The organism is Herbaspirillum sp. C7C8 (assembly GCF_022627875.1).
Lineage (GTDB): Bacteria > Pseudomonadota > Gammaproteobacteria > Burkholderiales > Burkholderiaceae_D > Herbaspirillum.
Map to the genome: position 1 here is coordinate 113,961 of NZ_JABXGG010000002.1, position 18,472 is coordinate 132,432.

Below are 18,472 nucleotides of genomic sequence, written 5' to 3' on the forward strand. Positions count from 1 at the left end.
CATCCAGCATTTCGCCAGCGCGCATCTTGGCGCGCGCGGCTCCTGAATCAACCTGCATTCAACGAAAGTCCTGTCATGTCCAATAACGAATCCTCCGCCAAACCCGGCAAACCGGAAAAAGCCGGCAAGGCCCCCTCCAAGTACCCGGTCAACATGACCGAAACCGGCTTTCCCATGCGCGGCGACCTCGCCAAGCGCGAGCCGCAATGGGTCAAGGAATGGCAGGAGAAGAAGGTCTACGAGCGCATCCGCAAGGCCTCGGCCGGTCGTCCCAAGTTCATCCTGCATGACGGCCCGCCGTATGCCAACGGCGACATCCACATCGGTCACGCGGTCAACAAGATCTTGAAGGACATGATCGTCAAGGCCCGCAACATGGCCGGCTTCGACGCGCAATACGTGCCGGGCTGGGATTGCCACGGCATGCCCATCGAGATCCAGATCGAAAAGCAGTTCGGCAAGAACCTGCCGGTGGCCGAGGTGCAGGCCAAGGCGCGCGCCTACGCCGGCGAGCAGATCGAGCGCCAGAAGGCCGACTTCATCCGCCTGGGTGTGCTGGGTGAATGGGACAACCCCTACAAGACCATGAACTTCTCCAACGAAGCCGACGAGCTGCGCGCCCTCGGCAAGATCCTGGAGAAGGGTTACGTCTATCGCGGCTTGAAGCCCGTGAACTGGTGCTTCGACTGCGGTTCGGCCCTGGCCGAGGCCGAGGTGGAATACCAGGACAAGCGCGATCCGGCCATCGACGTCGGCTTCCCGTTTGCCGAACACGACAAGGTGGCCACCGCCTTCGGTCTGACCGAGCTGCCGACCCGCAACGGCTACATCGTCATCTGGACCACCACGCCCTGGACCATCCCGGCCAACCAGGCGCTGAACGTGCATCCGGAATTCGAATACGCGCTGGTGCAGACCACCCGCAACGGTGAAGCCACCCTGCTGATCCTGGCCAAGGACCTGGTCGAATCCTGCCTGCAGCGCTTCGGCCTGGAAGGCCAGATCATCGCCACCACCACCGGCGAGAAACTCTCGCTGATCCGCTTCCACCATCCGCTGGCCAAGGCCGATGCCGGCTACGATCGTCTCTCGCCGGTCTTCCTGGGCGACTACGTGACGGCTGACAGCGGCACCGGCATCGTGCACTCCTCGCCGGCCTACGGTATCGAGGACTTCGTCTCCTGCAAGGCGCACGGGATGAAGGATGACGACATCCTCAACCCGGTCATGGGCGATGGCCGCTATGCCTCCTGGCTGCCGCTGTTTGCCGGCCTGACCATCTGGGAAGCCTCCAAGCCCATCTGCGGCAAGCTCGATGAAGTGGGTTCGCTGTTCAAGCTGGTCATGTTCGACCACAGCTACATGCACTGCTGGCGCCACAAGACTCCCATCATCTATCGCGCCACCTCGCAATGGTTCGCCAGCATGGACAACACGCCCAAGGATGGCGGCCCCAGCCTGCGCCAGACCGCGCTGCAAGGCATCGAGGACACCGCTTTCTTCCCCGGCTGGGGCAAGGCGCGCCTGCATGGCATGATCGCCAACCGTCCGGACTGGACGCTGTCGCGTCAGCGCCAGTGGGGCGTGCCGATGGCCTTCTTCGTGCACAAGGAAACGGGTGAACTGCATCCGCGTACACCGGAGCTGATCGAACAGGTCGCCCAGCGCATCGAGAAGAGCGGCATCGAAGCCTGGCAGGCACTGGACCCCAAGGAATTGCTGGGTGAAGACGCCGAGCACTACCTCAAGAACCGCGACACGCTGGACGTCTGGTTCGATTCCGGCACCACCCACCAGACCGTGCTGCGCGGCTCGCACGCACAGCAGTCGCAGTTCCCGGCCGACCTCTACCTGGAAGGTTCGGACCAACACCGTGGCTGGTTCCACTCGTCGCTCTTGACTTCCTCGATGTTGAATGGCCGCGCGCCCTACAAGGCCCTGCTCACGCACGGCTTCGTGGTCGATGGCGAAGGCAAGAAGATGTCCAAGTCCAAGGGCAACGTGGTGGCCCCGCAGAAGGTCTCGGACTCGCTGGGCGCGGAAATCCTGCGCCTGTGGGTAGCCTCGACCGATTACTCGGGCGAGCTGTCGATCTCGGACGAAATCTTGAAACGCGTGGTGGAAGCCTACCGTCGCATCCGCAACACCCTGCGCTTCCTGCTGGCCAACACTGCCGACTTCGATCCGGCGCAGCACGCCGTGCCGGTGGCGCAGATGCTGGAAATCGACCGCTATGCCATCGCCAACATGGCACGCCTGCAAGCGGAGGTGCTGGCGCACTTCGAGACCTACGAATTCCACCCGGTGGTGGCCAAGCTGCAGATGTACTGCTCGGAAGACCTGGGCGGCTTCTACCTGGACATCCTCAAGGACCGCCTCTACACCAGCGGCGTGGAGTCGGCTGCACGACGCTCGGCCCAGACCGCGGTGTGGCACATCACGCAGTCGCTCTTGCGCCTGATGGCACCGATCCTGTCCTTCACGGCCGAAGAAGCCTGGCGCTTCTTCGCCGGCAAGGAGGCCTTCGAGGCCAGCGGTGAAACCATCTTCTCGCAGGTCTACTACGCCCTGCCGGAAGTGGCAGATAGTGCGGCCCTGCTGTCCAAGTTCGCGGTGCTGCATGAAGTGCGCGCAGCCGTCACCAAGCAGCTGGAAGAAGTGCGTATCGCCGGCAGCATCGGTTCTTCCCTGCAGGCCGAGGTGGAACTGAAGGTCGCCGGCGAGAAGGCGGCCCTGCTGGAAAGCCTGGGCGATGACCTCAAGTTCGTACTCATCACCTCGGCTGCCCGCGTCACCCCGGTAGCGACGGTGGAAGAGGAAGCCGTAGTGGTCACGCCCTCGACGCATCAGAAATGTGAGCGTTGCTGGCACTATCGCGCCGATGTCGGGTCTCATGCCGATCATCCGGGCCTGTGCGGTCGCTGCTACAGCAACCTGTTCGGCCAGGGCGAACAGCGCCGCTTCGCCTGATCCGGGCGGGACGGCCTTGCTAGCGGCCCGCTGCCTTCTGCGGCGGCGGGCCGCCCACTCCAACAAGAACATCCATGGCAACCAAAAAGCGCTCCTCCTCTTCCGGTTCTTCGTCCACCCTCCAAGGGCTGCTGCCCTGGCTGGGCATCGCCACCATCGTGCTGCTGCTGGACCAGCTCACCAAGATCACCATCCTGAAACTGTTCCACTATGGCGAATCACTGCCGGTGACCGGTTTCTTCAACCTGGTCCTGGTCTACAACAAGGGCGCGGCCTTCAGCTTCCTGGCCGCCAGCGGTGGCTGGCAGCGTTATCTGTTCACCGCCATCGGCATTGGCGCGGCGGTGTTCATCATCCACCTGCTGCGCAAGCATCCCGGTCAGCGCATGTTCTGCTGGGCGCTGGCGCTGATCCTGGGCGGTGCCATCGGCAACGTGCTTGACCGCGTGGTCTATGGACACGTGATCGACTTCCTCGACGTCTACGTCGGCAACTGGCACTGGCCGGCCTTCAACATCGCCGATAGTGCGATCTGCGTGGGTGCGGTATTGTTCGTCGTGGACGAACTGCGCCGCGTCTCCAAAAAGTAGGCAAGTCCGCCCGTTCGCACGTCTGAACACGCCTGCGGTACGCCGCATTCCGGGAGCAAACAATGGATCTGGCTGGCAAGAAAATCGTACTGGGCCTCACCGGCGGCGTGGCCTGCTACAAGGCCGCCATGCTGGCGCGCGAACTGGGTCGCGCCGGCGCCGCCGTGCACGTGGTCATGACCGAGGCGGCCACGCACTTCATGACCGCCGTCACCATGCAGGCCCTGACCGGCAACCCGGTCTACACCGACCAGTGGGATGCGCGCATGGACAACAACATGCCGCACATCAATCTCACGCGCGACGCCGATGCGGTGGTGATCGTGCCCTGCTCCACCGATTTCATCGCCAAGCTGGCCCACGGGCATTGCGACGACCTGCTCTCCACCCTGTGCGTGGCCCGTCCGGCCCGGGTACCGCTGATGGTGGCCCCGGCCATGAATGTGGAAATGTGGCAGAACCCGGCCACCCAGCGCAATGTGCGTCAGATCCGCGAGGACGGCATCCTCCTGCTGGGGCCGAACGCCGGTGCGCAAGCCTGCGGTGAGGTCGGCGAAGGCCGCATGCTGGAGCCGGCGCAACTGCTGGAAGAGATCGTCGCCGCCTTCCAGCCCAAGGTGCTGGCCGGTCGCCGCGTGCTGCTGACGGCCGGGCCGACCTTCGAGCCGATCGACCCCGTGCGCGGCATCACCAATCTGTCCTCCGGCAAGATGGGTTATGCCATCGCCCGCGCCGCCCGCGAAGCCGGGGCCGATGTCACCCTGGTGTCGGGCCCGACGGCGCTGCAGACGCCTTTTGGCGTGCACCGGGTGGACGTGCAGACGGCGCGGCAGATGTATGAGGCGGTTTTGGGCAATGTGAAGGAAAAAGACTTGTTCGTGGCGGTTGCGGCCGTCGCTGACTGGCGCGTGGCCAATGCCAGCGACCAGAAACTGAAGAAACAGGACGAAAACGATACGCCGCAGCTGGAGTTCGTCCAGAATCCTGACATCCTGGCCAGTGTGGCCGCCCTGCCCCAGCGCCCGTATTGCGTCGGTTTTGCCGCCGAGTCGGAGAATCTGGAGCAATATGGCGCGGCCAAGCGGATTCGCAAGAACATTCCGCTCTTGGTCGGCAACATCGGTCACCAGACCTTTGGTCGGGATGACAATGCTCTCATGCTGTTCGACGCCCAGGGCCACAGCGCCCTGCCGCGTGCGGACAAGCAGACCCTGGCCCGCCAGCTGGTGCGCGAGATTGCGCGCCGCATGGCGGCCTGACGGTGCACGGCCCGCGTCTTGCGGGCCGTGTCTTTTGTACGCTTTTGTTTTTTGGAATCCGATTACGCCTCATGAAGACCATCGACATCAAGATCCTCGACCCCCGCATGAAAGACCAGTTACCCGCTTACGCCACCCCCGGCAGCGCCGGCCTGGACCTGCGGGCCTGCATCGATGCGCCGCTGACGCTGGCGCCGGGTTCCACCCATCTGATCCCCACCGGCCTGGCGATCCACCTGGCCGATCCGAACTATGCCGCCGTGATCCTGCCGCGCAGCGGCATGGGCCACAAGCATGGCATCGTGCTGGGCAACCTGGTCGGACTGATCGATTCGGACTATCAGGGGCAGTTGATGATCTCGACATGGAACCGCGGCAGTACCGAGTTTGTCCTAAACCCCATGGAACGCCTGGCGCAGCTGGTGATCGTGCCGGTACTGCAGGTCGGCTTCAATGTGGTAGATGAATTCGACAGCAGCCAACGCGGCGCCGGTGGTTTCGGCAGCACAGGCAAACACTGATGGAGAACCGCATGCTCGTATCCCCCCTGCCGCAGTGGCAGAAACTGAAAACCCTTGCCGTCCTGGCACCGCTGGCCTTGCTGGCCGCCTGTGCCACCCAGGATCCGGGTCCGGTCACGGACACACCGTCCAAGCCGGCCACCACGACCACCCAGGCGCCGCGCCCGGTAGCCGACAATCCCCAGCAGCAGCAATTGCGCGAACTGATCGCGCAGCAGGACCGGCTCTACCGCGTGGCAGCGCCGCTGCTGACCAGCAACGCCCAGCTGTGCCGGGGAAATTCCCGCAATCTGCTGGGTTTCACGGCCAAGAACAAGTACTCCTTCCCCATCGAATTTGCCGATACCGCACGCAGCCTGGGCTATGACGACCGCCTCCAGGTGACCGGCGTGCTGCCCGGCAGCGGCGCCGAGCAGGCTGGCATCCAGCGTGGCGACGTACTGATATCGGTGGCTGGCAAGCCCATGCCGCAAGGCACGGATGCCGAACGCCAGGCGGCCGTGCTGCTCAGCCCGCTGGTGGTCAAGAAGGCGCCCATTGCACTGGGCATCCAGCGCAATGGCCAGAACAGCATCGTCAGCGTCCCGCTGACCTACGCCTGCGCCTTCAGCATCGAGCTGGGCAATGCCGACAACGTCAACACCTACGCTGATGGCCGCCGCGTGCTCATCACGCGCGGCATGCTCAGGTTCACCCAGTCCGATGATGAACTGGCCTACCTGATCGCCAAGGAAATGGCGCACAACATCCTCGGTCACGCCATCCGCCAGCGCATGGTCTCGACCATCGCCGAAGTGATCGACAACCTGCTGCTGCCGCATCCTGACCCGACCATGACTGTCGGCACGGCCGGCATCCGCGTCTATCCGCAGGATCTGGATGCCGCGGCCGATACGCTCTCGCTGTACCTGCTGGCGCGCGCCGGCTACAACATCGACAACGTGCCGGCCTTCTGGAAGCGCCTGGCTGACCAGGTTCCGGCCAGCGTGCCCAATGGCTATACGGCGCTGCATCCCTCTACGACCTATCGCCTGGCGATGATCGAAAAGGTCACGCAGATCGTCAAGGCCAAGCAGGAGGCGGGCAAGCCGCTGGTGCCGTAAAAATGGTGATATGAAGTATTTGAAGTGAAGACGGCGCGGTGAAGACCGCGCCGTTTTTGTTTGCTTCTCGAAAATGAAGCTCTCTGCAAAACAAAGGCCACGCCGGTTTCCCGACGTGGCCTTGATGGCTTGCCTGATGTGGCTTATTCGACTTCGAGCTTCTCTTGCGGTTCTTCCGGCGGAGACGAATCGTCGCCTTCGGGGAAGTCCAGCTTGATCTGATCCTTGTCGTCCATCTCCACCGTCACACGGCCACCGCTGACCAGCTTGCCGAACAGCAGTTCGTCGGCCAGCGCCTTGCGGATCAGGTCCTGGATCAGGCGCGACATCGGACGTGCACCCATCAGCGGATCGAAGCCCTTCTTGCCCAGGAACTTGCGCAGGCTGTCGGAGAAGACGGCTTCCACCTTCTTCTCGTGCAGCTGCTCTTCCAGCTGCATGAGGAACTTGTCGACCACGCGCAGGATGATTTCCTCGTCCAGCGGGCGGAAGCTGATGATGGCATCCAGACGGTTGCGGAACTCCGGGGTGAACATGCGCTTGATGTCCGCCATTTCGTCGCCGGCTTCCTTCTTCTCGGTAAAGCCGATGGTGCGCTTCTGCAGGCTCTCGGCCCCCGCATTGGTGGTCATGATGATGATCACGTTGCGGAAGTCGGTCTTGCGGCCGTTGTTGTCGGTCAGCGTGCCATGGTCCATCACCTGCAACAGGATGTTGAAGATGTCGGGGTGTGCCTTCTCGATTTCATCGAGCAACAGCACGGCATGCGGCTTCTTGTTGACGGCTTCGGTCAGGAGACCGCCCTGGTCGAAACCGACATAGCCCGGGGGCGCGCCGATCAGGCGACTCACGGCGTGACGTTCCATGTACTCGGACATGTCGAAACGCACCAGCTCGATACCGAGGATGAAGGCCAGCTGCTTGGCCACTTCGGTCTTGCCCACGCCGGTTGGACCGGAGAACAGGAAGGAGCCGATCGGCTTGTCAGTCTTGCCCAGGCCGGCACGTGCCATCTTGATGGCCGAGGCCAGTGCTTCGATGGCCGGGTCCTGGCCGAACACCACGTTCTTCAGATCACGCTCGATGGTCTGCAGCTTGGCGCGGTCGTCCTGGTTGACCGACTGCGGCGGGATGCGGGCGATCTTGGAAATGATTTCCTCGATTTCCGGCTTGCCAATGGTCTTCTTCTGCTTGGACTTGGGCAGGATGCGCTGGGCGGCACCGGCTTCGTCGATCACGTCGATGGCCTTGTCAGGCAGGTGACGGTCATTGATGAAGCGTGCCGCCAGTTCTGCCGCCGAGGTCAGCGCCGAAGCAGAATACTTCACACCGTGGTGTTCCTCGAACTTGGACTTCAGGCCGCGCAGGATCTGCACGGTCTGCTCCACGGTCGGTTCGTTCACATCGATCTTCTGGAAGCGACGCGACAGCGCGTGGTCCTTCTCGAAGACGCCACGGAATTCGGTATAGGTGGTCGCGCCGATGCACTTCAACTGTCCGCTCGACAGCGCAGGCTTCAACAGGTTGGACGCATCCAGCGTGCCACCCGAAGCCGACCCCGCACCGATGATGGTATGGATTTCATCGATGAAGAGGATGCCGTTGGGGCTGTCCTTCAATTGCTTCAACACGGCCTTGAGGCGCTGCTCGAAGTCGCCGCGGTACTTGGTACCAGCCAGCAGCGCGCCCATGTCCAGCGAATAGACGACGGCATTCTTGAGGATCTCGGGCACGTCGCCTTGCGTCACGCGCCAGGCCAGGCCTTCGGCGATGGCGGTCTTGCCCACGCCGGCTTCTCCCACCAGCAGCGGATTGTTCTTGCGGCGGCGGCAGAGCGTTTGGATGACGCGCTCGACTTCGGACTCGCGACCGATCAGCGGATCGATCTTGCCTTCGGCGGCGGCCTTGTTCAGGTTCTGGGTGAACTGATCCAGCGGGCTTTCCTTCTGCTGGCCTTCGGCCTGCACGTCTTCCGCACCTTCCGGGGCCTTCTGCGGGTCGGCCTGCTGATCCTTGCGCACGCCGTGCGAGATGAAGTTGACCACGTCCAGACGGGTCACGCCCTGCTGGTGCAGGTAGTAGACCGCGTGCGAATCCTTCTCGCCGAAGATGGCCACCAGCACGTTGGCGCCGGTGACTTCCTTCTTGCCGTTGGAAGCCGACTGCACGTGCATGATGGCGCGCTGGATCACGCGCTGGAAGCCCAGCGTGGGCTGGGTATCCACCTCATTGGTGCCGGGCACCGTGGGCGTGTTGTCGGTGATGAAATTGGTCAGCGTCTTGCGCAGATCGTCAATGTTCACCGAGCAGGCGCGCAGCACTTCTGCGGCGGAGGGATTATCCAGCAGCGCCAGCAGCAAGTGTTCCACGGTAATGAATTCATGACGGGATTGTCTGGCTTCGACAAAGGCCATGTGCAAACTGACTTCGAGTTCCTGCGCAATCATGCTTCCTCCATCACGCATTGCAGGGGGTGCCCTGCTTTTCGAGCGTGGGTTAAAACGAGTTCCACTTTTGTGGATGCGATATCTTTGGGATACACACCACACATTCCCTTCCCATCGCGGTGAACCTTGAGCATGATCTGCGTCGCGGTTTCACGGTCCTTGTTGAAGTACTGCTGGATGACGGCGACGACGAATTCCATCGGCGTATAGTCATCATTCAACAACAAAACCTGGTACATCGGGGGCGGCTTGAGCTTGGACTCTTGCCGTTCCAGAACTGTACCGCCATCATTTTCGTGCTTGGTTGCCATGCGTTTATTGGACCATCAAAAGCTGTGCAACGCACAATGATCTCGTAACCTCTAGATGAGATAGATATTACTTGTTTTCCGGACCTTGCGCAGATGACGATGATTTATCCTAAATCAAGGGTTTCTTTCCCCATCACTCAAACAGGACCACAAAGCAGAACATGAAAACTGCTTGACTTTTGGATTTCGACCGAGAACAATGGAATTCATTGATTAGTAGTTACTAAATGTAACAACTCGTCGATACGAAAGGGGGCACGGTTTAAGGGGGGCTGCGTGACGCGCGATGCTTCTTGCTTTGACGGCTCGTGTGATAGTTATTTTTGAAAGATGCTTTTATGGCAACAGGTACTGTCAAGTGGTTCAATGATTCCAAAGGCTTTGGCTTTATCACTCCGGATGACGGCGGCGAAGATCTGTTCGCCCATTTCTCCGCAATCCAGATGAACGGCTTCAAGACCCTGAAAGAAGGTCAAAAAGTCCAGTTTGACGTCACGCAAGGCCCCAAGGGCAAGCAAGCATCGAACATCCAGAACGCCGCTTAAACCCCGGTTTCTCTAAAAGCCCCGCAATCGCGGGGCTTTTTTCATTGGGCGCCAAATCCACCCTCCCGCTGTAACGCAAAAAAAACAGCCGACGCAAGCCGGCTGTTTGTTGTTTTTTCGTCATTAATTTCAGCTCGGACATGCGCTCCACGCAGTCCGCGCGGCTTACATGTTTTCGATCATCACTTCACCGAAACCGGAGCAGGAAACCTGGGTCGCCCCTTCCAGCAGGCGGGCGAAATCGTAGGTCACGCGCTTGGCCGAGACCGACTTCTGCATGGCAGAGATGATCAGGTCCGCCGCCTCGATCCAGCCCATGTGGCGCAGCATCATTTCGGCCGAGAGAATGCTGGAACCGGGGTTCACATAATCCTTGCCGGCATACTTGGGGGCGGTACCGTGGGTGGCTTCGAACACGGCCACCGAATCCGACATGTTGGCCCCGGGCGCGATGCCGATGCCGCCGACCTGGGCCGCCACCGCGTCCGAGATGTAGTCGCCGTTCAGGTTCATGGTGGCGATCACGCTGTATTCGGCCGGACGCATCAGCACCTGCTGGAAGAAGGCATCGGTGATGGCATCCTTGATGACGATCTGGCGACCGGTCTTGGGGTTCTTCAGGCGCATCCACGGGCCGTCGTCGATCAGTTCCGCACCGAATTCGCGGCCGGCCAGCGCATAGCCCCAGTCACGGAAGGCACCTTCGGTGTACTTCATGATGTTGCCCTTGTGGACCAGCGTCACCGAGGGCTTGTCGTGGTCAATCGCATACTGGATGGCCTTGCGCACCAGGCGCTCGGTGCCTTCGCGCGAGACCGGCTTGATGCCCAGGGCCGAGGTCTCGGGGAAGCGCAGTTTCTTGACGCCCATTTCGCGCGTCAGCAACTCGATGAGCTTCTTCACTTCGGGCGTACCGGCCTGCCATTCGATACCGGCGTAGATGTCTTCGGAATTCTCGCGGAAGATCACCATGTCGGTCTTCTCCGGTTCGCGCAACGGCGAAGGCACGCCCTTGAAGTAGCGCACCGGACGCAGGCAGACATACAGGTCCAGCTGCTGGCGCATGGTCACGTTGAGCGAACGGATGCCACCACCGACCGGGGTCGACAGCGGCCCCTTGATCGAGACCAGGTACTCCTTGAGTACGTCCAGGGTTTCCTCGGGCAGCCAGACATCCTGGCCATACAGCCTGGTCGACTTCTCGCCCGCATAGATTTCCATCCAGTGGATCTTGCGCGCACCGCCGTAGGCTTTCTCCACTGCCGCATCGACCACCTTCAACATCACCGGCGTGACGTCCACGCCCACGCCATCGCCCATGATGAAGGGGATGATCGGGTTGTTGGGGACATTGAGGGTGTCATCGGCATTGGCGGTGATCTTGCGCCCTTCTGCAGGCACTTGGATATGTTGGTACGACATCGTGGTCTCCGACGGTTGAGGCGGTAGCATTAGGAAGCATCAGCGGCAACGCCCATGCAGGATCAGCGACGACCTTGCATGATTTGCCATACAAGCCGGGAATTTTAAGAGATTTCCGGGTTTTGAGCCGGGAAAATTCTGGATTGCAATGGTAATGTCTTATATAAGATATAGAACATGATCATTTGATTATCCATCAGGATTTTACGCAAGGCCATCTTTTTGCGACACTAGCGCATGCCTCTGATCCTCTTCAACAAACCCTTCGGCGTGATGAGCCAGTTCTCGGCCCATCCCGAGCGTCAGACCCTGGCTGACTACCTCGATATTCCCGCCATCTACCCTGCCGGCCGACTGGATGCCGACAGCGAGGGCTTGCTGCTGCTCACCGATGACGGCAAGCTGCAACACGCCATTGCCCACCCGCGCCGCAAGCAGCCCAAGACCTATCTGGCTCAGGTCGAGGGTCTGGCCACCCCGGATGCCCTGCAGCGCCTGCGCGACCCGCTCGACCTGGGCGACTTCGTGACCCAGCCCGGCCAGGCAAGGCTGATCCAGCAACCTGACTGGATGTGGCCGCGTACGCCGCCCATCCGCCAGCGCGCCCACCAGCCCACCAGCTGGGTCGCCCTGACCATCAGCGAAGGCAAGAACCGCCAGGTGCGCCGCATGACGGCCGCCGTCGGCCTGCCGACGCTGCGCCTGGTGCGTATTGCCATAGGTCCGTTCTCGCTGGCTACCCATCCGGTGATGCCGGGGGAGTGGCGAGAAGTCGATCCGCAAGAGCTGGAGAGCTGAGCTACCGCCCGCGCCGACGGCGGGAAACTCTTGTAAGATAGTCAATCAGACAAGTTTTTCAGCCGGCGGACCTGCCCACTTCTTCAGGAATGTTCATAAAAAAGATCTGAAACGGTGTCAACCTTCATACGCGCACTTCGTTATTGGCAGTGATTCGCACGAATCATCGTTTGCCTCACATCCCTAACATGTTGAATTGAAGGACGCAAAATGAAAAAATTGATCGCCGCTCTGATCGCTGGTCTGTTCGCAACTGCTGCTTTCGCACAAGCTCCGGCCGCGCCTGAAGCACCGAAGGCTGAAGCCGCTGCGCCGAAGGCAAAGAAGGCCAAGAAGGCAAAGAAGGCCAAGAAGGCAAAGAAGGCAGCTGAAGCTAAGTAATTAGCGTCCGCTCAATGAAAAGGCAGGCTCGTCCTGCCTTTTTTCATGTCCGCAAGGTTTGCGACCTGCCCGCAGGCACACCGCACACGGGCTGTCGCGCTGCTGCTATGCTGTGGGGCTTTGGCAGCCCGAGGCCGATCCGAATCACGACTGATAATGAACATGCGCCAATCTTCCCTTTCCCGTTTTTTCCTGCGCAGCGCCGCCGCCCTGCTGGCGCTTGGCTGCCTCTCCAGCGCCGGTGCGCAAACACCGCAGGTGCGCAGATTCCCCACCACCCAGCTCAATATCGGCATCTATCTGATCAAGGCCGAAGTGGCCCAGACCGAAGCCGAGCGCGAGCAAGGCCTGATGTTCCGCGAGAAAATGGCCGACAACGAAGGCATGGTATTCCTCTTCGGCCAGCCGGCCGGGGTGTGCATGTGGATGAAGAATACGCTGATCCCCCTGTCGGTCGCCTTCATGGATGAAAAAGGCGTCATCATCAACATCGAGGAAATGAAGGAACAGACCCTAGACTCACACTGCGCCAAGCGCCCGGCGGTGTATGCGCTGGAGATGAACAAGGGCTGGTTCAAACAGAAGAACATCAAGCCAGGCGCCAGGATCGAGGGCCTGCCCCGATAAGATCGCCAGGAACGGCGGGACGGCACTGCAAGACAGCGTCCCTGCCGATACGTCTACAAAACACAAGGCTTGTAGAGAAGCATCGCGAAAACGCAAAAAACCGCTTGAATTCAAGCGGTTTTCTTGTACTGCAGTCTGAAGCGGGCGAGGCCGCGCTTCAGTTCAAGCGCCGGAGCAATTAAGCAGCCAGGGCCTTCAGGGCAGCAGCCAGACGGCTCTTGTGGCGAGCAGCCTTGTTCTTGTGGATGATCTTCTTGTCGGCGATGCTGTCGATGGTCGACACGGAAGATTGGAACACGGAGGTTGCTGCAGCCTTGTCGCCGGCGGCGATGGCCTTGCGAACTGCCTTGATTGCGGTGCGCAGGGTCGAGCGCTGGCTCGAGTTGTGAGCGTTTTGCTTGACTGCTTGACGAGCACGCTTACGTGCCTGTGCGGTATTTGCCATGAAAATTATCCTAAATCGAGAGTCGTTTGCGCCGCAAACCCCGAGGACTCGCGATGCCAAATTCTGTAAAGCATCGGATTATAACCAGATTCCGGTAACAAGGCAATCCACTTGTCCGCATATGCCCCAATTCTGCCGTAAACACGATGCCATCCGTTGCGATGCTGCCGCAGGCTTGCCGATTTCCGCAAAGAAATTCATACCGGTTGACGAACCTGCTGACGCCGCGGCGACTATATTGGCCCGGGCGCGGGGGTCATTGTCTTTTCTTTCACATCGGCTTGAAACCACCCCTTCCCCGCCCCTGCACACGGTTCTGCCGCCGCGCCCGCCCTCCATGAACGCCGCCGGCCAACATCACCACCGCAAAAGCACCGCTGCCCACCGCTATAATGCCTCTCCATGAATCTGCATAAAACCCTCGCCGCCATCTCCGGCATGACGATGCTCTCGCGCATCACCGGGCTGGCCCGGGAAATCCTGTTCGCCCGCACCTTCGGCGCCTCCGCCTACACCGACGCCTTCAACATCGCCTTCCGCATTCCCAACCTGCTGCGCCGGCTCTTTGCCGAGGGCGCCTTCTCGCAGGCGTTCGTGCCGATCCTGGCCGAATACAAGAACCGGCGCGGTCCCGAGCAAACCAAGCATCTGGTGGACCACGTGGCCACGGCCCTGATGTGGGTCATGCTCATCACCTGCGTGGCCGGTATCATCGCCACCCCCTTGGTGGTCTATTTCATCGCCACCGGCCTGCAATATGATCACGATGCCTTCAATGCCTCGGTGCTGATGACCCGCATCATGTTTCCCTACATCGGCTTCATGGCCTTCGTGGCGCTGGCCGGGGGCATCCTCAATACCTGGAAGGAATTCAAGATTCCGGCGGTCACCTCGGTGCTGCTCAATGTCGCCTTCATCGTCGCCGCGCTGTTCGTGGCACCCTTCATGAAACAACCCATCTACGCGATGGCCTTTGCCGTGCTGGTGGGCGGCATCCTGCAGGTGGCGATCCAGGTGCCGGCCCTGATCAAGATCGGCATGCTGCCGCGCCTGTACTGGAATCCGCTGCTGGGGCTGCGTGACGAAGGCGTCAAACGGGTCTTGAAGAAGATGGGCCCCGCCGTCTTCGCCGTCTCGGCGGCGCAGATCAGCCTGATGATCAATACCAACATTGCCTCGCGCCTGGAGCATGGCAGCGTCTCCTGGCTAAGCTATGCGGATCGCCTGATGGAATTCCCGACGGCGCTCTTGGGCGTGGCGCTGGGTACCATCCTGCTGCCCAGCCTCTCCAACGCCCATGCCGCCGAGGACATGGAAGAGTATTCCGCCCTGCTGGACTGGGGGCTGCGCCTGACCTTCATGCTGGCCATGCCATCGGCCGTGGGCCTGGCTACGCTCTCCGAGCCGCTCACGGCCACCCTGTTCCACTATGGCCGCTTCGATGCGCTGTCGGTCACCATGGTCAGCCATGCGCTGGTGGCCTACGGCGTGGGCCTGATCGGCCTGATCGTGGTGAAGATCCTGGCACCGGGCTTCTACGCCAAGCAGGATATCCGCACCCCCGTCATCATCGCCGTGGGCGTACTGATCGCCACCCAGCTCATGAACAGTGTCTTCGTGCCGCTGTTCGCCCACGCCGGTCTGGCGTTGTCCATCGGGCTGGGTGCCTGTCTGAATGCCCTGTGCCTGTTCATCGGTTTGCGCCGTCGCCGGATCTATGTCCCGCGTCCGGGCTGGGGCCTGTTCCTGGTACGCCTGACCGGCGCGCTGCTGATAATGGCGGGCGTGGCGCTATGGAGCGCCGGCCACTTCGACTGGGTTGCGCTGCGCGCCCATCCGCTGCTGCGCATCGGCGCGCTGATGCTGGTATTGATGGTATGTGCAGCGGCGTATTTCGGACCGTTGTTCGCGATGGGCTTCCGCCTGCGCGAATTCAAGCGCATCGCGCGTCGCTGAAGGGGCTTGCACAGCACTTCATCACAAGCCGGGCGCACTCTGACACAAGAAATTTCATTCCCCTCCCGGCAGACCTGACGCAGCGCGCAATATTTTGATAGCATGGGTGACATGACGCTCACCTCCCTCGACTATTTTGCTTCGCTGGTGCGCCAGGATGATTCGATTCCGCTGTTCGAATCCGCCTTGACGCTGGGACAGGATTTTTATCCGGAAATGGATTTTGCCGAGGAAGAGATGGCGCTCGACACGCTGGCGCTCAAGCTCAAGCAGCGCCTGCCCTCGGATGCCTCGCAGATCCAGAAGCTGCGCATGCTGAACCATTTCTTCTTCCAGGAAATGGCCTTCGCCGGCAACGTCAACAATTACTACGATCCCGACAACAGCTACATCCACCGCGTCATCTCGACGCGACGCGGCATTCCCATCTCGCTGGCGGTGGTCTACATCGAACTGGCCCAGCACATCGGGCTGGACATGAAGGGGGTGTCATTCCCCGGCCATTTCCTGATGAAGCTGTCGGTGCAGTCGGGCGAGATCGTGCTGGACCCCATGAATGGCGCCAGCCTGTCGCGGCAGGAACTGGAAGAGCGACTGGAGCCCTATCTGGCGCACCAGCCGGAAGAAGATTTCGGTGATGAACTGCCCTTGGCGGCCTACCTGCGCGCGGCCCATCCGCGCGAGATCCTGGCGCGCATGCTGCGCAACCTCAAGGCCATCTTCATGGAAGGCCAGCGCTGGCAACAAGTGCTGGATGTGCAGGAGCGCCTGGTGATCCTGCTGCCCGAGGAAATCACCGAAAAGCGCGACCGTGGCCTGGCCTACGCCAACCTGGGCCAGGCCCAGGCGGCGCTGGAAGACCTGGAAGCCTACCTGGCCCTGCGTCCCCATGCCGAGGACGCGCCCAACCTGCGCGAGATGCTGCCCGACCTGCGCGAAGCTCTGCGCAAGCCAAGCTGATCGGCTTGGCCGGGCTTACTGCCGGCCTTCGATTTCTTCCCAGCGTTCCAGGCTCACCAGCAGTTCTTCGTCGATCTCGGCGAAGCGCTGGTTCAGCTTGACGGCTTCATCGGCGCTCTTCTTGTACAGATCCGGATCGGCCAGTTTCGCCGACAGTTCCTTCTGTTCCGCTTCCAGCGCGGCGATGCGCTTGGGCAGTTCTTCCAGCTCGCGCTGTTCCTTGTAGCTCAGCTTCTTCTTGGCCGGCGCCGGTGCTGCGGGTGCGGCCATGGTCGATTCAGCCTTGACCTCGTTCTTGTCGGCCGCCTTGGCAGCCGCCTTCGAAGCAGCGGTTGACTGGGCCGGACGCTGGCGCTCCCAATCGGAGTAACCGCCCACGTATTCACGCCAGAGGCCATTGCCTTCGGAGGCGATCACCTGCGTGACCACGTTGTCCAGGAACATGCGGTCGTGGCTGACCAGGAAGACCGTGCCTTCATACTCTTCCAGCAATTCTTCCAGCAGTTCGAGCGTATCGATGTCGAGGTCGTTGGTCGGTTCGTCCAGCACCAGCACGTTGGCCGGCTTGGCGAACAGGCGCGCCAGCAGCAGGCGGTTGCGCTCGCCCCCGGAAAGCGTGCGCACCGGCGAGCGCGCGCGTTCGGGCGCGAACAGGAAGTCCGACAAATAGGTCATCACGTGCTTGCGCTGGCCGTTGACTTCCACCCAGTCACTGCCCGGGGCGATGGTGTCGGCCAGGGTGGTTTCTTCATTCAATTGCGCGCGCATCTGATCGAAATACGCCACCTGCATCTTGGTGCCCTGCTTGACGGTGCCGCTGTCGGGCGCCTCCTCGCCCAGGATCAGCTTCAACAGCGTGGTCTTGCCCGCGCCGTTCTGGCCGATCAGGCCGACCTTGTCGCCGCGCATGAGGATGGTGCTGAAGTCGCGCACGATGGTCTTGGGACCGTAGGCCTTGTTCACATTCTCCAGTTCCGCCACGATCTTGCCGGAACGCTCACCGGTACCCACTTCCAGCTTGACCTGACCCTGTCGTTCGCGGCGCTCGCTGCGCTGCACGCGCAGGGCTTCCAGACGGCGTACGCGGCCTTCGTCACGGGTGCGGCGGGCTTGCACGCCCTTGCGGATCCAGACTTCTTCCTGGGCCAGGAATTTGTCGAACTTGGCATTCTCCACTTCCTCATTGGCCAGCAGCTCGGCCTTGCGGGCCTGGTAGGTGGTGAAGTTGCCGGGGAAGGAGAGAATCTTGCCGCGATCCAGTTCGATGATGCGGGTGGAGACGTTGTCCAGGAAGCTGCGGTCGTGGGTGATGAAGAGGATGCTGCCCTTGAAGTCGCGCAGCAGTCCTTCCAGCCAGAGAATGGAGCCGAAATCGAGGTGGTTGGTCGGTTCGTCCAGCAGCAGCACGTCAGGATTGCCCACCAGCCCGCAGGCCAGCGCCACGCGCTTCTTCATGCCGCCGGAGAGCTCGCCGATGCGGGCCTCGCGGTTCAGGTTCAGCTTGTCCAGCGTGGTCTCGACCTTGTTGCCGATGGACCAGGCATCGGCCGCATCCAGCACGGTCTGGATCTGGTGCATGCGCTCCAGCAGGGCATCGTCGTTGTCACCGCCGAACTGGCCGGTGATGGCTTCATATTCGGCCAGCAGCGCCGGCAGCTCGCCCAGGCCCGAGGCCACGGCGTCAAAGACGCTCATCTCTTCCGGGAAGTGCGGCTCTTGATCGACATAGGCTATTTTCAGGTTCTGCTGCATCACCAGCAAACCATCATCGAGCTTGGAGCGCCCCGCGATGATCTTGAGCAGCGAGGACTTGCCGGTGCCGTTGCGGCCGATCAGGCCGATGCGTTCGCCGGTCTCCAGCGAGAATTCGGCGTGATCCAGAAGGGCGACGTGGCCGAAGGCCAGTTGTGCGTCGGAGAGGGAAATGACTGCCATAGCGTGCGTGATCTGCGTGAATGCGACGGCCAGGGCCGCGCAGGATGAAAGCAAAGGCGCTTGATGCGGGAAAAAGCGCAAGAGCGGCATTGTACCGACTGCGCCGCCGAAATGCTGATTTAAGCGCAGCCACGCTCCATCGCGGGACGCAGAATCACTCCGGTTTGCATCAAAGCAACGGGATTGATGAAAAATAGCGACA

16 protein-coding genes are annotated in these 18,472 nt (G+C 61.3%); 11 read left to right on the forward strand and 5 right to left on the reverse strand.

The genetic code is table 11. The annotated features are described in order from the left end of the window. Positions 1 to 75: 75 nt before the first annotated feature. The 5 genes from ileS to HWE01_RS02830 all read left to right on the forward strand — a co-directional run bounded on the left by ileS (position 76) and on the right by HWE01_RS02830 (position 6,443). Complete coding sequence (ileS, locus tag HWE01_RS02810) at positions 76 to 2,970, forward strand: isoleucine--tRNA ligase (RefSeq protein ID WP_241821042.1); 2,895 nt, start codon at positions 76 to 78, stop codon at positions 2,968 to 2,970. A 74-nt stretch (positions 2,971 to 3,044) separates the two neighbouring features. After that, positions 3,045 to 3,560, forward strand: a complete 516-nt coding sequence (lspA, locus tag HWE01_RS02815; RefSeq protein ID WP_008326883.1) for a signal peptidase II — start codon at positions 3,045 to 3,047, stop codon at positions 3,558 to 3,560. Between the two features lie 62 nt (positions 3,561 to 3,622). After that, a complete protein-coding gene (coaBC, locus tag HWE01_RS02820; RefSeq protein WP_241821043.1) occupies positions 3,623 to 4,819 on the forward strand; it encodes a bifunctional phosphopantothenoylcysteine decarboxylase/phosphopantothenate--cysteine ligase CoaBC in 1,197 nt (398 codons plus the stop codon). 71 nt (positions 4,820 to 4,890) lie between these two features. After that, positions 4,891 to 5,340, forward strand: coding sequence for a dUTP diphosphatase (gene dut, locus HWE01_RS02825; protein ID WP_008326876.1), 450 nt, complete (start codon positions 4,891 to 4,893; stop codon positions 5,338 to 5,340). An 11-nt stretch (positions 5,341 to 5,351) separates the two neighbouring features. After that, entirely contained in the window at positions 5,352 to 6,443 is a 1,092-nt protein-coding gene (locus HWE01_RS02830) for a M48 family metallopeptidase (protein ID WP_241821044.1), read from the forward strand. Positions 6,444 to 6,586: 143 nt separating this feature from the next. On the opposite strand, the gene clpA is transcribed toward HWE01_RS02830, so the two are convergent. Further along, the gene (clpA, locus tag HWE01_RS02835; RefSeq protein WP_008326864.1) at positions 6,587 to 8,890 is read right to left on the reverse strand and encodes an ATP-dependent Clp protease ATP-binding subunit ClpA; all 2,304 of its coding nucleotides are present in this window, start codon (positions 8,888 to 8,890) and stop codon (positions 6,587 to 6,589) included. Then, positions 8,887 to 9,201 (reverse strand): ATP-dependent Clp protease adapter ClpS, encoded by a 315-nt coding sequence (clpS, locus tag HWE01_RS02840; RefSeq protein WP_013233417.1) that lies wholly within the window; start codon positions 9,199 to 9,201, stop codon positions 8,887 to 8,889. Before clpS ends, clpA begins: the two co-directional genes overlap by 4 nt. 338 nt (positions 9,202 to 9,539) lie before the next feature. Here clpS and cspE point away from each other — a divergent pair, with 338 nt between their 5' ends. After that, positions 9,540 to 9,746: a transcription antiterminator/RNA stability regulator CspE gene (gene cspE, locus HWE01_RS02845; RefSeq protein WP_006463169.1), complete on the forward strand. Its 207-nt coding sequence runs from the start codon at positions 9,540 to 9,542 to the stop codon at positions 9,744 to 9,746. 165 nt (positions 9,747 to 9,911) lie between these two features. Here cspE and icd read toward each other — a convergent pair whose 3' ends face one another. Beyond that, positions 9,912 to 11,168, reverse strand: a complete 1,257-nt coding sequence (gene icd, locus HWE01_RS02850; protein WP_175344499.1) for an NADP-dependent isocitrate dehydrogenase — start codon at positions 11,166 to 11,168, stop codon at positions 9,912 to 9,914. Between the two features lie 237 nt (positions 11,169 to 11,405). Between icd and HWE01_RS02855 the strand changes: the two genes are divergently transcribed. From HWE01_RS02855 to HWE01_RS02865, 3 genes are all read left to right on the forward strand, one after another. Beyond that, the gene (locus tag HWE01_RS02855) at positions 11,406 to 11,966 is read left to right on the forward strand and encodes a pseudouridine synthase (RefSeq protein WP_008326861.1); all 561 of its coding nucleotides are present in this window, start codon (positions 11,406 to 11,408) and stop codon (positions 11,964 to 11,966) included. A 210-nt stretch (positions 11,967 to 12,176) separates the two neighbouring features. Then, positions 12,177 to 12,347, forward strand: a complete 171-nt coding sequence (locus HWE01_RS02860) for a hypothetical protein (protein ID WP_006463172.1) — start codon at positions 12,177 to 12,179, stop codon at positions 12,345 to 12,347. A gap of 162 nt (positions 12,348 to 12,509) precedes the next feature. Next, positions 12,510 to 12,974 carry a DUF192 domain-containing protein gene (locus HWE01_RS02865; protein ID WP_241821045.1) on the forward strand — a complete coding sequence of 155 codons (465 nt, stop codon included), beginning with the start codon at positions 12,510 to 12,512 and terminating at the stop codon, positions 12,972 to 12,974. 178 nt (positions 12,975 to 13,152) lie between these two features. Here HWE01_RS02865 and rpsT read toward each other — a convergent pair whose 3' ends face one another. Beyond that, the gene (gene rpsT / locus HWE01_RS02870; protein WP_006463174.1) at positions 13,153 to 13,419 is read right to left on the reverse strand and encodes a 30S ribosomal protein S20; all 267 of its coding nucleotides are present in this window, start codon (positions 13,417 to 13,419) and stop codon (positions 13,153 to 13,155) included. 402 nt (positions 13,420 to 13,821) lie between these two features. Between rpsT and murJ the strand changes: the two genes are divergently transcribed. After that, on the forward strand, positions 13,822 to 15,375 hold the full coding sequence (murJ, locus tag HWE01_RS02875) for a murein biosynthesis integral membrane protein MurJ (RefSeq protein WP_241821046.1): 1,554 nt from the start codon (positions 13,822 to 13,824) through the stop codon (positions 15,373 to 15,375). Between the two features lie 111 nt (positions 15,376 to 15,486). After that, positions 15,487 to 16,335: a SirB1 family protein gene (locus HWE01_RS02880; RefSeq protein ID WP_034350500.1), complete on the forward strand. Its 849-nt coding sequence runs from the start codon at positions 15,487 to 15,489 to the stop codon at positions 16,333 to 16,335. Between the two features lie 15 nt (positions 16,336 to 16,350). Here HWE01_RS02880 and HWE01_RS02885 read toward each other — a convergent pair whose 3' ends face one another. Continuing rightward, a complete protein-coding gene (locus tag HWE01_RS02885; RefSeq protein WP_175344495.1) occupies positions 16,351 to 18,270 on the reverse strand; it encodes an ATP-binding cassette domain-containing protein in 1,920 nt (639 codons plus the stop codon). Positions 18,271 to 18,472: the final 202 nt, after the last annotated feature.

Excerpts from the sequence above, each read along its gene's own strand:
- ileS (WP_241821042.1), top strand. The coding sequence starts at position 76 with ATGTCCAATAACGAATCCTCCGCCAAACCCGGCAAACCGGAAAAAGCC.
- lspA (WP_008326883.1), top strand. The coding sequence starts at position 3,045 with ATGGCAACCAAAAAGCGCTCCTCCTCTTCCGGTTCTTCGTCCACCCTC.
- coaBC (WP_241821043.1), top strand. The coding sequence starts at position 3,623 with ATGGATCTGGCTGGCAAGAAAATCGTACTGGGCCTCACCGGCGGCGTG.
- dut (WP_008326876.1), top strand. The coding sequence starts at position 4,891 with ATGAAGACCATCGACATCAAGATCCTCGACCCCCGCATGAAAGACCAG.
- HWE01_RS02830 (WP_241821044.1), top strand. The coding sequence starts at position 5,352 with ATGCTCGTATCCCCCCTGCCGCAGTGGCAGAAACTGAAAACCCTTGCC.
- clpA (WP_008326864.1), bottom strand. The coding sequence starts at position 8,890 with ATGATTGCGCAGGAACTCGAAGTCAGTTTGCACATGGCCTTTGTCGAA.
- clpS (WP_013233417.1), bottom strand. The coding sequence starts at position 9,201 with ATGGCAACCAAGCACGAAAATGATGGCGGTACAGTTCTGGAACGGCAA.
- cspE (WP_006463169.1), top strand. The coding sequence starts at position 9,540 with ATGGCAACAGGTACTGTCAAGTGGTTCAATGATTCCAAAGGCTTTGGC.
- icd (WP_175344499.1), bottom strand. The coding sequence starts at position 11,168 with ATGTCGTACCAACATATCCAAGTGCCTGCAGAAGGGCGCAAGATCACC.
- HWE01_RS02855 (WP_008326861.1), top strand. The coding sequence starts at position 11,406 with ATGCCTCTGATCCTCTTCAACAAACCCTTCGGCGTGATGAGCCAGTTC.
- HWE01_RS02860 (WP_006463172.1), top strand. The coding sequence starts at position 12,177 with ATGAAAAAATTGATCGCCGCTCTGATCGCTGGTCTGTTCGCAACTGCT.
- HWE01_RS02865 (WP_241821045.1), top strand. The coding sequence starts at position 12,510 with ATGCGCCAATCTTCCCTTTCCCGTTTTTTCCTGCGCAGCGCCGCCGCC.
- rpsT (WP_006463174.1), bottom strand. The coding sequence starts at position 13,419 with ATGGCAAATACCGCACAGGCACGTAAGCGTGCTCGTCAAGCAGTCAAG.
- murJ (WP_241821046.1), top strand. The coding sequence starts at position 13,822 with ATGAATCTGCATAAAACCCTCGCCGCCATCTCCGGCATGACGATGCTC.
- HWE01_RS02880 (WP_034350500.1), top strand. The coding sequence starts at position 15,487 with ATGACGCTCACCTCCCTCGACTATTTTGCTTCGCTGGTGCGCCAGGAT.
- HWE01_RS02885 (WP_175344495.1), bottom strand. The coding sequence starts at position 18,270 with ATGGCAGTCATTTCCCTCTCCGACGCACAACTGGCCTTCGGCCACGTC.